Origin of the sequence: Kurthia zopfii, assembly GCF_003143955.1 — a bacterium.
GTDB classification, from domain to species: domain Bacteria; phylum Bacillota; class Bacilli; order Bacillales_A; family Planococcaceae; genus Kurthia; species Kurthia zopfii.
Genome location: NZ_QFVS01000009.1, coordinates 21,041 through 34,566 on the forward strand (window position 1 = coordinate 21,041; position 13,526 = coordinate 34,566).

Here is a 13,526-nt window from a genome sequence, read left to right on the forward strand (position 1 = left end):
AAGATTGCCCAGAGAGGCAAAGAAGGGTGTATCGACTAGAGAAAGAAGTAGCAAATGCGCTACCTCTCTATCTTGTCATATCATTCCTCAAGCCTCCCTCTGTCAATGGGAGGCTTTTCTTTATGAAAAATAACTTAGGGGGACGAACTGAAGATGAAAAATTTACTGTCAATGGACGAAGTGTCGACAACAGAAATCATGCAGATTTTAGAAAGAGCCGCTCAATTTGAAGCTGGCGAACCTTCACAACTAGAGAAAGATTACTACGTTTCAAACTTATTTTTTGAACCAAGTACACGCACAAAAACATCATTTGAATCAGCAGAAAGAAGAATAGGAGCTACAGTTATTCCTTTCGACGCTGGCTTCTCAAGTGTGCTAAAAGGTGAAACATTATATGACACAGTAAAAACGATTCAACAGAGTGGCATTGATGCGGTAGTCATTCGACATAAGGAAGATGCTTATTACGAGCAACTTTTAGGAGGATTAGACATCGCCATCATCAATGCAGGAGATGGGACTGGCCAACATCCGTCACAATCTCTCCTTGATTTGTATACAATATTCAAAGAGTTCGGAAGATTTGAAGGAATCAATGTTACAATTGCAGGTGATGTAGCACATAGTCGTGTCGCAAAATCGGATGCAGTTGCACTTACGAAATTAGGTGCAAACGTCAACTTCGTATGTCCACCAGAATGGCAAGGCGAATTTGACGCTCATTATGATTGGGATCAGCAAATTGAGACGAGCGACGTAATCATGTTGCTACGTGTACAACATGAAAGAGATGCAGCTTATGAAGGATTTACGAAAGAAAGCTACCATGAGCAATACGGCTTGACGATTGACAGAGAGAAGCAAATGAAAGATGGCGCAATCATCATGCACCCAGCGCCGATTAATCGCGGTGTTGAGATTGACACGACATTAGTCGAATGCGAGCGTTCAAGAATTTTTGCACAAATGAAAAATGGCTTGTTCATTCGAATGGCAATACTAGAATTTATTTTAAAGGGGAGAGGCTAACATGACAAAATTACTTAAAAACGTACAAATGTTAAACGCACAAGGTGAACTTGAAAAGAAGGATATTCTAATCGAAAATGGCAATGTAAAAGAAATTAACACAACGATTGAAAATGCTTCAGCAGAAGTAATTGATGGAAAAGGTTTAGTTGTATCCCCAGGATTTGTAGACGTACATACTCATCTACGCGAACCTGGATACGAGCATAAAGAAACGATTGCAACAGGATCTGCATCCGCAGCAAAAGGTGGATTTACAACAATTTGCGCAATGCCAAATACGAATCCTGTACCAGACTCGGTAGAAAACTTAAAACATATTAACAAATTAGTAGAAGAAAGAGCTGTGATCCGCGTTTTACCATACGGTTCATTAACAGTTGCACAATCTGGAGATGCGCGCACTGACTTAGCAGCATTAAAAGAACTTGGAGCAGTTGCATTCTCTGATGATGGTGTCGGTGTACAAGAAGCGGCAACAATGTATGAGCAAATGCAAGATGCAGCGAAATTAGGTATGACAGTCGTTGCTCACTGTGAAGATAACTCATTAATTTATGACGGCGTAATGCACGAAGGTACACGTAATAAGGAACTTGGTCTTCCAGGAATTCCTTCAATCTGTGAATCAGTGCAAATCGCACGAGACGTATTACTTGCCGAAGCAGCAGGTGCTCACTATCACGTATGTCACGTATCAACGAAAGAATCGGTACGCGCAGTACGCGACGCGAAAGCAGCGGGCATCCATGTGACGGCAGAAGTTTGTCCACACCACTTACTACTTGAAGAAATGGATATTCCATCAGACGATGCAAATTGGAAGATGAACCCTCCATTACGTGCGATTGAAGATAAAGATTCACTTCATGCGGCTCTTTTAGACGGTACGATCGACTGTATCGCGACAGATCACGCACCACATACAGTAGAAGAAAAATGCTGTGGTATGGTAGGCGCACCATTCGGTATTGTAGGGTTTGAAACTGCATTCCCCCTACTTTACACGCACTTCGTAAAACCTGGGAAATGGACTTTACAACAATTAATCGAGTGGATGGCTACAAAACCAGCTGAACTATTCAAATTACCTTACGGGAAAATTGAAGTTGGTGCTTCAGCAGACTTAATCTTAATCGACTTAGAAAAAGAACAAAAAATCGATGTAGACGGCTTTGTTTCAAAAGGTCGTAACACACCATTCGACGGCTGGAATGCTCAAGGATGGCCAGTAATGACAATCTATAACGGAAATATCGTTTGGGAGGATGCACAATGACAACTAGAAAATTAATTTTAGAAAATGGCGAAGTATTCGAAGGAACAGCATTCGGTTGTGAAAATGGATCGGATGGAGAAGTAGTATTTACAACAGGTATGACAGGTTATCAAGAGACAATGACTGACCCATCTTTCTGTGGCCAAATTGTAACGATGACGTATCCACTAATCGGTAACTACGGTATGAACCGTGATGATTTTGAAACAATCGAACCTGCAATTAAAGGTTTCGTCGTACATGAATTAGCAAAAACACCATCAAACTTCCGCTCAGAGAGAACGGTTGATGATTTCTGTAAAGCGAAGAACATTCCTGGAATTGAAGGAATCGACACGCGTAAATTAACAAGAATGATCCGTACGGAAGGTTCTGTAAAAGGTTATATCTCAGCTGCTGGCGAAGATGTAAATGTGGAAGAAGTAGTAGCTCGTCTACAAAAAACAGTATTCCCTACGAATCAAGTTGAACAAGTATCAACTAAATCAGCATACCCATCTCCAGGACGCGGCAAAAAAGTTGTGTTAATGGACTTTGGTATGAAGCACGGTATTTTAAGAGAATTAAACAAACGTGATTGTGACGTAGTCGTTGTACCATACAACACAACAGCACAGGAAGTTTTAGCATATAACCCTGATGGCATCATGTTATCAAATGGACCTGGGGATCCAAAAGATGTACCAGAAGCAATCGAAACGATTAAAGGTTTAGTCGGACAAGTGCCAATCTTCGGAATTTGCTTAGGTCACCAACTATTCGCATTAGCGAGTGGCGCAGATTCATTCAAATTGAAATTCGGTCACCGTGGCGCAAACCACCCAGTAAAAGATTTAAAATCAGGTCGTACAGAATTAACTTCTCAAAACCACGGTTACGCAATCGATCCTGAATCACTGAAAGATACAGATTTAGAAATCACTCATGTTGCGTTAAATGACGGTACAGTAGAAGGCGTTAAACATAAAGTACACCCAGTATTCACAGTACAATATCACCCAGAAGCATCACCGGGTCCAGAAGACTCAAACCACCTATTTGACGAATTTATCGAACTAATGAACACAACTGCTGGAAAGGAGCAACAACACAATGCCTAAACGCCATGATATCAAATCCATTTTAGTAATCGGTTCAGGTCCAATCGTAATTGGCCAAGCCGCAGAATTCGACTACGCAGGTACACAAGCCTGTCTTTCTTTAAAAGAGGAAGGTTACCGCGTAATCCTAATTAACTCAAACCCAGCAACGATTATGACGGATACGCAAATCGCTGATAAAGTATATATCGAACCTTTAAGCTTAGAGTTCGTATCAAGAATTCTACGTAAAGAACGCCCAGATGCGATTTTACCAACACTAGGTGGTCAAACAGGTCTTAATATGGCGATTGAGTTACATAACTCAGGCATTTTAGACGAACTGAATATCGAAATTTTAGGAACAAAACTAGATGCGATCAATCAAGCAGAAGACCGCGACCTTTTCCGTAACTTAATGTACGAACTAGATGTGCCAACGCCTGAATCTGAAATTATTCACACAGTGGAAGAAGCGGAAGCATTCGTCAAAGAAATCGGATATCCAGTAATCGTTCGTCCAGCATTCACGCTAGGTGGAACGGGTGGCGGAATTTGTGAGAATGACCAAGAACTTCACGAAATCGTTACTTCTGGATTAAAATACTCACCTGTAACACAATGTTTACTTGAGAAATCAATCGCAGGTTACAAAGAGATTGAATATGAAGTAATGCGTGATTCAAATGACAATGCGATCGTAGTTTGTAACATGGAAAACGTTGACCCAGTTGGGATTCATACAGGTGACTCAATCGTAGTCGCACCATCACAAACAATGTCTGACCGTGAATACCATATGCTACGTAATGTATCGCTAAAAATCATTCGTGCATTAGGAATCGAAGGTGGCTGTAACGTACAGTTAGCGCTTGATCCACATAGCTTCAACTACTACATTATCGAAGTAAACCCACGTGTATCACGTTCATCTGCACTAGCTTCGAAAGCAACTGGTTACCCAATTGCGAAACTAGCAGCAAAAATTGCCGTAGGTCTTACATTAGACGAAATGATCAACCCAGTAACAGGGAAGACGTACGCTTGTTTCGAACCAGCATTAGACTATGTTGTTGCGAAAATCCCGCGCTGGCCATTTGATAAGTTCGAAGGTGCGAAACGTAATCTTGGCACACAAATGAAAGCAACTGGTGAAGTCATGGCAATCGGCCGTAACTTTGAAGAAGCAATGTTAAAAGCAGTTCGTTCACTTGAAACGGGCCATAAGCACTTAGCGATGAAAAATGCTGAAAGCTTAACAGACGAGTGGATTCAAAAACGTGTGACAAAAGCAGGCGATGAACGTCTATTCTTCCTAGGTGAAGCATTACGTCGCGGTGTAACAATCGAAGAAATTCATGAATGGTCACAAATTGACTTATTCTTCTTAAATAAATTCAAAAACATCATCGATCAAGAAGAAGTGCTACGCAATAATGTGAAAGATATTCCAACTTTACGCTATGCGAAGAAAATCGGATTCGCTGATGAAACAATCGGCAATCTTTGGGGTATGACAGAAGGCGAAGTATATGACTTCCGTAAAGAACATGGCATCATCCCAGTGTACAAAATGGTTGATACATGTGCGGCCGAGTTCGAATCAGAAACACCATATTTCTACGGTACTTACGCTGACGAAAATGAATCAATTAAATCAGATCGTGAATCAGTAATCGTACTAGGTTCAGGTCCAATCCGTATCGGTCAAGGTGTCGAGTTTGACTATGCGACAGTTCACTCAGTATGGGCGATTCAAGAGGCAGGTTACGAAGCGATTATTATCAACTCGAATCCTGAAACAGTATCAACTGACTTCTCAATCTCAGATAAATTATACTTCGAACCATTAACAATTGAAGATGTGATGCACATCGTAGACTTAGAACAACCGAAAGGCGTTGTCGTTCAATTCGGTGGTCAAACAGCAATCAATTTAGCGGATCAATTAGAAGCTCGCGGTGTACAAATTCTAGGAACAGCATTAGATGATATTGACCGCGCAGAGTCTCGTGATCGTTTCGAAGCAGCATTGCATGAAATCGGCATTCCACAACCACTAGGCAAAACGGCTACGAATACACCGGATGCAGTAGCAATCGCAGAAAGAATTGGCTATCCAGTATTAGTAAGACCTTCATATGTACTTGGTGGACGTGCGATGGAAATTGTCTACGCAACAGAAGAATTAGAGCATTATATGGCGACAGCGGTTGAAGCTTCTCCAGAACATCCAGTATTAATCGACCGTTATTTAACAGGTAAAGAGATTGAAGTAGACGCAATTTGCGATGGAGAAAACGTATGTATCCCAGGAATTATGGAACATATCGAACGCGCAGGAGTTCACTCAGGTGACTCGATTGCTGTTTACCCGACTCAAAACCTTTCACAAGCTCATTTAGATACACTAGTAGATTACACGACTCGCCTTGCAAAAGGATTGAAAATCAAAGGGTTAATGAATATCCAATATGTCATCTCTGAAGATGTTGTATATGTTATTGAAGTAAACCCACGTGCATCTCGTACAGTACCATTCTTAAGCAAAATTACGGACATCCCTATGGCAAATGTAGCGACGAAAGCGATTCTTGGACAATCAATTATCGAACAAGGCTACCCAACAGGATTAGCACCAATTAAAGATGGCGTATTCGTCAAAGTACCGGTATTCAGTTTTGCGAAACTACGCCGTGTAGATACGACATTAGGCCCTGAAATGAAATCAACAGGTGAAGTAATGGGTAAAGACTCTACGCTTGAAAAAGCACTTTACAAAGGTTTCGTAGCAGCAGGTATGAAGATTGAAGATCACGGTTCAGTATTAATGACTGTATCGGATAAAGATAAAGAAGAAGCAACTGAACTTGCGAAACGCTTCACAAATATTGGCTACAGCATTCTAGCAACACCAGGAACTGCAGCAACATTAGAAGCAGCAGGCGTGAAAACACAAGTTGTCGACAAAATCGGCTCAAACGGCCCAACACTAATCGATGTAATCCAAAAAGGAAACGCACAATTAGTCATCAACACATTAACAAAAGGGAAGCAACCAGCACGTGACGGTTTCAGAATTCGTCGTGAATCAGTTGAAAACGGCGTAGCTTGCTTAACTTCACTAGATACAGCAGAAGCAATCTTAAGAGTAATTGAATCAATGACATTTACAGCAGAAGAAATGTAAGAAAGCGGAGGTGCACGAAACCATGATCCAACAAGAACGTATGAAAGTAGTTCGTCAAAAGCAAATTGCAGATGATATTTTTGAGTTGACCCTAATTGGGCAGCTCACACTAGAGATGAAGCAGCCTGGACAATTTGTTCATATCCGTGTAGAGGATGGCTATGAACCTTCATTAAGAAGACCAATCAGTATTGCAGAAATTGATCATGATGCAATGCAGTTTAAAATGATTTACCGTGCAGGCGGTAAAGGAACGAAAATATTGTCTACGAAAAAAGCCGGAGATGAAGTGGATGTTCTTGGACCGTTAGGGAATGGTTTCCCTGTTGAAGAAGCAGCACCTGGTGAAACAGCTCTATTAGTAGGAGGCGGCATTGGTGTGCCTCCACTATATGAGTTATCAAAACGTCTAAATGAATGCGGCATAAAAACAATTCACGTACTTGGATTCCAAGCAGCGAATAACGTATTTTATGAAAATCAATTTAAAGAATTAGGCGACACATATATCGTCACTGCAGATGGTTCAGCAGGAACGAAAGGTTTCGTAACAGATCTACTAGCAGAAAAAAATCCGAATTTCGATTTATTTTATAGCTGTGGACCAATGCCAATGCTAGGGGCGCTTGAAAAAGCATATCCTGAGAAAAAAGGTTTCCTATCATTTGAAGAGAGAATGGGCTGTGGTATCGGCGCTTGCTTCGCTTGCGTATGTGACACAACGGACGGCGACTATAAAAAAGTTTGCTCGGATGGCCCAGTATTCCCGAGAGGAGTGGTTGCACTATGAGTAATCGTTTAAAAGTGGAGTTACCAGGATTATCATTGAAAAATCCAATCATGCCGGCATCTGGTTGTTTCGGATTTGGCCAAGAATATGCCAACCTATATGATTTAAATAAGCTAGGATCGATTATGATCAAAGCGGCTACATTAGAAAAACGCCGAGGGAATCCAACACCACGCGTAGCGGAAACTTCAGCGGGTATGTTAAATGCGATTGGTTTACAAAATCCAGGTTTAGAGCATATTTTACAACATGAATTACCTTGGTTAGAGCAGTTTGATCTACCGATTATTGCAAACGTAGCAGGTACTGAAACAGCAGATTATGTAGAAGTAGCAAAAGAAATTTCGAAAGCACCGAACGTACATGCTTTGGAATTAAATATTTCATGTCCAAACGTAAAATGTGGCGGAATTCAATTTGGTACAGATCCACAAACTGCGAAGGAACTAACAGCTGCAGTTAAAGCAGTATCAAGTGTGCCAGTATATGTGAAGTTATCGCCAAACGTGACGAGCATTGTCGACATCGCAAAAGCTGTTGAAGAAGGCGGAGCAGATGGCATTACAATGATCAACACATTAGTCGGCATGCGCCTACATGAGAAAACAGGTAAACCAGTCATTGCAAACGGTACTGGCGGATTATCAGGTCCAGCAATTAAACCAGTAGCGATTCGTATGGTTTATGAAGTAAGCCAAGCCGTAAATATTCCAATCATTGGTATGGGCGGAATTTCAAATGTGGATGATGTCATCGATTTCCTTTCAGCAGGTGCAAGTGCAGTAGCTGTAGGAACAGCAAACTTCGTCGATCACTTTGTCTGTCCAACGATTATCGAACAACTACCAGCGAAGTTAGATGAACTTGGCTATGACAATATTACGCAAGTAATTGGAAGGAGCCACCGTTAAGATGAATACAAATCCAATTATTGCATTAGATTTATCAAGTAAAGCTGAAGTGGTGAATTTTCTTCAGCAATTTAATGAGCCTCTTTTCGTAAAGGTCGGGATGGAACTTTATTATCAAGAAGGACCAGAAATTATTAAAGTGATTAAAGAAATGGGTCACGATATTTTCTTAGATTTAAAATTGCATGATATCCCGAATACGGTGAAATCAGCGATGAAAGGTTTGGCTAAATTAGGGGTGAATTTAGTCAATGTACATGCTGCAGGAGGTTCAGCGATGATGAAAGCAGCGATGGAAGGTTTAGTCGAAGGAACGCCTGAGGGCCAAGAGCGACCGGCTTTAATCGCAGTTACACAACTGACATCAACTACTGAAGAACAAATGCAGCAAGAGCAAAATATTCAAACAAGTCTAGACGCATCTGTTCTAAACTATGCGATCTTAGCAAATAGTGCAGGATTAGATGGTGTTGTATGTTCAGTACTTGAGGCAAAAGTAATTGCTGAAGCATGTGGCGATGAATTTTTCAAAGTAACGCCGGGCATTCGTTTAGCAGGTGGAGAAGCGCATGATCAAAAACGTGTAGCGACACCACAATTCGCCAAATCAGAAGGTTCTACTCAAATCGTTGTCGGTAGAGCAATTACAAAAGCTGAAAATCCAGTTTCAGCATATGCAACAGTAAACCAACTATGGGGAGGAAATCAATAATGGCAATTCAACACGATGTAGCAAAAGGTATGTTAGAAGCAGGTGCAGTAGAATTACGTCCTAATGATTTATTCACTTGGGCTTCAGGTATTAAATCGCCAATCTACTGTGATACGCGCTTAACGATTTCTTATCCAACAGTACGTACTACGATTGCAAAAGGATTAGCGAAATTAATTCAAGAGAAATTCCCAACTTGTGAAGTAGTAGCGGGTACTGCAACTGCAGGTATTCCTCACGCGGCGTGGGTAGCAGATCTTTTAGAACAACCAATGGTATATGTGCGCTCAAAACCAAAGGATCACGGTCGCGGCAAACAAACAGAAGGCAAATTCCAAGAAGGCGCTAAAGTCGTTGTAATCGAAGATATCGTATCGACAGGCGGTTCTTCAATTAATGCGGTAGAAGCACTTCAACGCGAAGGTGCTGAAGTTCTAGGGGTAGTATCTGTATACTCTTACTTACTTCCAGCAGCGATTGAAAACTTTGAAAAAGCTGGCGTACCTTACTTCAGCCTTTCAAACTTCGAAGCACTTGTAGAAGCAGCAGAAGAAACTGGCACAATTGAAAAATCAGACATTCCGGGATTATTAACTTGGTACGAAGATTTAAAAGCTGGTAACTTAAAATAAAATTGTTTAAAAACGAGCGAGATTTTATTTCAGAAATGAAATGAATCTCGCTTTTTAAGTGCCTCAACAATCAAATTTCAATGTAAAATTATACCATAATCGTGACGAATTCAGCAAACATGTTCAAGTCGAGTGAGAATACATATCTTTTTATTGAGAAAACCTTTAAGATATAGAGAGTAATTTAACTCGTTAATATAAGGAGATAATAATATGACAGCAACAGCAGAACAACTTAAAAGTAAAAAAGTAGCATGGGTTTTATGGTTCTTCTTAGGTATGTTTTTTGGCGCACACCGTATGTATCTGAATCGTATGGGTAGTGGATTATTCACTATGTGTGTAGGTTTCTTCGCATTTATTACATCATTACTTGCATTTAGTTTCTACGTATTTATCTTTTTAGCTATTTGGTGGATTATCGAAGCTTTCCGTTTAAACAAAATGGTAGATGCTGAAAATGAATTCATCTTAAATGGTGGACTAGAAGATCAAGATTAATATTGATTTTATTCACGGGCCTGTGCAAATACTGTACAGACCTGTTTTTTTATTGAAATTTAAGTCTAAATTGTTTATACTAAAAACCAAGTTTAATAGTAGGATTTATAAGGGGTGAAAGGTGAAGATGGAAGAGTTTCAAATAAACACACAGACAAAAATGGGTAGAGTTACTTTAAAAGTAATGGATTTACATAGACAGACTTCATTTTATGAACAAGTAGTCGGCTTAAGAGTAATCGAAAGAACTGCTGAATACGCTTTGTTAGGGGTTGCAGAGCAAGAAGTTTTGATCGAATTAAGAAAGACAGCTGAAAAGGAACAACCGGCAAAAGGCACTGGGCTATATCATATCGCTTTTCAATTACCGACGAGAGAAGCATTTGCAACGAAGTTTTTTGAAATCCTTCGTAATAAGACACCGATTGATTGCCCTACTGAACAAGCAAGTAGATATCCACATTTTGATCGAATTATACCGATTTCGAGGTTAGATAGCGCGAGCGACCACGGTTATAGCGAGTCAATTTATTTACATGACCTTGAAGCGAATGGTATTGAAATATATGTAGAAAGACAAAATCCGACTGAAATTAGTGGGAATCATCCACTGAATTTTAAAGAATTAGCAGTCATTGCGAATGAAGAAAGTGATGGGAAATTACCGAAGCAAACGACAATTGGTCATATTCATTTACGTGTCAGTAAATTTGAAGAAACAGTTGATTTCTATTCACAAGTGCTAGGATTTGAATTGCGAGATTTAACGGATGATACTTTTTCTGTCGCATCAGATCGTCGCCACCATCATATTGCTGGGAATACGTGGTCAGGGGAAAATATTGCCCAGCCATTAGCGATTCATTCTGGATTATATCAATTCGAAATTGTTTTACCAGATGAGCAATCTTTGGATGAATTAAAAAATCATGTGAAGCAATTTGTACAAATGCAAGAGGCTCAAACTGGTTTCATCGTCAAAGATCCGAGTGGGAATCAAATATTTATTTCTAGAAATTAATTGGAAGAGAACTCTTTGATTTAAAAGGGCTTCTCTTCTATTTTTGTGTTCTTAAAGACTTAAAGTGTTATAAAAATTAAGTATTAAAAGTTATAAATTTGTAATTATGGGGTAACATATTTAGGAAGATAAAACAAGGGAGGTGGAACGCCACTGAGCGACAATTGGAAAAGTGGTTCAAGTCGTCTAAATCTATCTAAAGCACAGATGAAAATCTATGAACGATATAGGAAGAGAACGGCAAGAGCATATTTTTCATGGTTGATCTTAGGGATTTTAGGTCTTCATCGCTTTTATGTGGATTGGTCTTGGAGCGGGTTGTCGATGTTACTCATGTTTATGGTAGGAGTAGTATTCTTTTCTATATTTATTGGGAAGTTAATTTTAGCGGCGCTCACTTTATGGTGGTTATGCGATTTAATTTTATTGCCAATGATGATCAGGAAAGAGAACGAGCGTTTAAAAATCTCGTTGTAAATTTCGAATAAATTAAATTCTACGTCTATTTCCCGTTCATGGGCGAACATGAGCGGGATTTTTTTGTTCAAAAAAACATCACCGCCTGAGAGAAGCGATGATGTGATGATTAATTTTTTTGTAATTGCATAACTAATTCTTCATCGGGTGTGACGAAGACTGTTTTCTGTTCGAAGTAGATGACGAAACCAGGTTTAGCACCACTAGGTTTTTTCACTTGCTTCACTTCCGTGTAATCTACAGGGACTGAGGCAGACTCACGCGCTTTACTGAAGTATGCAGAAAGTGTAGCAGCTTCTAGAATTGTTTGCTCATCAGGTGCATCTGAATGGATGACTACGTGTGAGCCGGGGATGTCCTTCGTATGCAACCAAGTTTCCCATTTACGCGCGATTTTGAACGTAAGATAATCGTTTTGCTTATTATTTTTGCCGACGGAAATTTCAATACCTGTTGATGATACATATTTTTCTGGCGTTGGTTTCGTAGGCTTTTTACGGCGTTTTGATTTCTTCAGTTTCATATAACCTTGTTCAGCAAGCTCTTCACGAATTTCTTCGATATCAGCAGGTGAAGCTTGTTCAACTTGTTGTAAAAGCATTTCAAAATACGTAATGTCCGCTTTGGCAATTTGAATTTGTTCTTCAACTTTCACTAAAGCGTTTTTAAATTTATTATATTTCGCGTAGTAGGCTTGCGCGTTTTCGATTGGTGATTTGCGTTCGCTTAATTGAATCGTCACTTTCTCGCCAGTTTCACTATAATAATTGTCGACGGTTACTTTTGAAGCACCTTTTTCGAAATTATAAAGATTCGCCATTAATAACTCGCCATACAGTTGGTATTCTTCAAGATTTTGCGCGCGTTTTAAATCTTGGTCTAATTTTTTTAGTTTATGTTTTAATTTTTGAATTTCAGCTTGTAGCCAATGCTCTAAATCGCCTGCTTGTTGTTTTACGCGATCGCGTTCAGCTCTAGCGAAGAACACTCGATCAAGTAAAAGACTAAGCGTGTCATACGTTGTTTTTTTCTCATCAAATGACAGTAAATCATTCGGAGAGAAAATCGTTTTACGACCTTTTTCTAAATAAGTCGGCTGCGTCCCACCATCAACGAATTGTTGGATGAATGGCTTGAATAAATCTTTAAGTGGCGCTTGTTGAAGCTGCGCACGCGTGACAAGTTCAGTCGCGTGTAAACGAGAGAAACCGACGAAATGCTGCATAATATCATCTTCATTGCGAATTTCATCGAAGAAAGTGGCGATTTCCTCATCACTTGCACTGACAGGATTCACTTTATCCTGACTTGGCGGTGCGATATATTCTGACCCAGGTAATACAGTACGGTAGCTGTTCACTGAAGGCGATAAATGTTTTAAACTATCGACGATTTTATTCGTCACAGCATCGACCATAATTAAGTTACTATGACGGCCCATAATTTCAGCGAAAAGAATACGCGTAATTGGATCGCCAATTTCATTTTTACTTGAGATTGTAATCTTAATAATTCGGTCAGCATCTAATTGTTCAATATTTTCGATGAAGCCACCTTCGACATGTTTACGAAGGAGTGAGCAAAACATCGGTGGTTCTGGTGGATTTTCGATTACTTGTTCCGTCATATGAACACGAGCGTAAGTAGGGTGAATCGAAAATAGAAGTTTTTGGTTTGCGCCATTTGCACGGATTGTGAAAATTACTTCCTGCGCATTTGGTTGATGTATTTTGGCGATTCTGCCAGAAACGAGCTGTTGAAGCTCTTTCGTCATTGCGATTGTAAATAGTCCATCATATGCCATAATAATTCCTCTTTCACATACATTTTTAGTACATTCAGTGTACCATGAAATCCTTCTATATGAAGAAGATGAAGGTCGCTGTAAATTAATTAATTGGT

Annotated in this window: 11 protein-coding genes; 10 read left to right on the plus strand and 1 reads right to left on the minus strand. The window is 39.8% G+C overall.

Annotation, left to right across the window (positions count from 1 at the left end; all coding sequences use genetic code 11):
- Positions 1-153: 153 nt before the first annotated feature.
- From DF281_RS05115 to DF281_RS05160, 10 genes are all read left to right on the plus strand, one after another.
- The gene (locus DF281_RS05115; RefSeq protein ID WP_109349175.1) at positions 154-1,032 is read left to right on the plus strand and encodes an aspartate carbamoyltransferase catalytic subunit; all 879 of its coding nucleotides are present in this window, start codon (positions 154-156) and stop codon (positions 1,030-1,032) included.
- A gap of 1 nt (position 1,033) precedes the next feature.
- A complete protein-coding gene (locus tag DF281_RS05120; protein ID WP_109349176.1) occupies positions 1,034-2,311 on the plus strand; it encodes a dihydroorotase in 1,278 nt (425 codons plus the stop codon).
- Positions 2,308-3,411, plus strand: a complete 1,104-nt coding sequence (locus DF281_RS05125; RefSeq protein ID WP_109349177.1) for a carbamoyl phosphate synthase small subunit — start codon at positions 2,308-2,310, stop codon at positions 3,409-3,411. Before DF281_RS05120 ends, DF281_RS05125 begins: the two co-directional genes overlap by 4 nt.
- The gene (gene carB, locus DF281_RS05130) at positions 3,404-6,580 is read left to right on the plus strand and encodes a carbamoyl-phosphate synthase large subunit (protein WP_109349178.1); all 3,177 of its coding nucleotides are present in this window, start codon (positions 3,404-3,406) and stop codon (positions 6,578-6,580) included. Before DF281_RS05125 ends, carB begins: the two co-directional genes overlap by 8 nt.
- A gap of 22 nt (positions 6,581-6,602) precedes the next feature.
- Positions 6,603-7,370 (plus strand): dihydroorotate dehydrogenase electron transfer subunit, encoded by a 768-nt coding sequence (locus DF281_RS05135; RefSeq protein ID WP_109349179.1) that lies wholly within the window; start codon positions 6,603-6,605, stop codon positions 7,368-7,370.
- Positions 7,367-8,281 carry a dihydroorotate dehydrogenase gene (locus tag DF281_RS05140; RefSeq protein WP_109349180.1) on the plus strand — a complete coding sequence of 305 codons (915 nt, stop codon included), beginning with the start codon at positions 7,367-7,369 and terminating at the stop codon, positions 8,279-8,281. The genes DF281_RS05135 and DF281_RS05140 overlap by 4 nt, the downstream gene beginning before the upstream one ends.
- A 1-nt stretch (position 8,282) precedes the next feature.
- Complete coding sequence (gene pyrF / locus DF281_RS05145; protein WP_109349181.1) at positions 8,283-8,993, plus strand: orotidine-5'-phosphate decarboxylase; 711 nt, start codon at positions 8,283-8,285, stop codon at positions 8,991-8,993.
- The gene (gene pyrE / locus DF281_RS05150) at positions 8,993-9,625 is read left to right on the plus strand and encodes an orotate phosphoribosyltransferase (protein WP_109349182.1); all 633 of its coding nucleotides are present in this window, start codon (positions 8,993-8,995) and stop codon (positions 9,623-9,625) included. The genes pyrF and pyrE overlap by 1 nt, the downstream gene beginning before the upstream one ends.
- Positions 9,626-9,838: 213 nt before the next feature.
- Entirely contained in the window at positions 9,839-10,126 is a 288-nt protein-coding gene (locus DF281_RS05155; protein WP_109349183.1) for a TM2 domain-containing protein, read from the plus strand.
- A gap of 127 nt (positions 10,127-10,253) precedes the next feature.
- A complete protein-coding gene (locus DF281_RS05160) occupies positions 10,254-11,147 on the plus strand; it encodes a VOC family protein (RefSeq protein WP_109349184.1) in 894 nt (297 codons plus the stop codon).
- A 586-nt stretch (positions 11,148-11,733) separates the two neighbouring features.
- Here the strand turns inward: DF281_RS05160 and DF281_RS05170 are convergent.
- On the minus strand, positions 11,734-13,428 hold the full coding sequence (locus DF281_RS05170; RefSeq protein ID WP_109349186.1) for an Rqc2 family fibronectin-binding protein: 1,695 nt from the start codon (positions 13,426-13,428) through the stop codon (positions 11,734-11,736).
- Positions 13,429-13,526 lie beyond the last annotated feature (98 nt).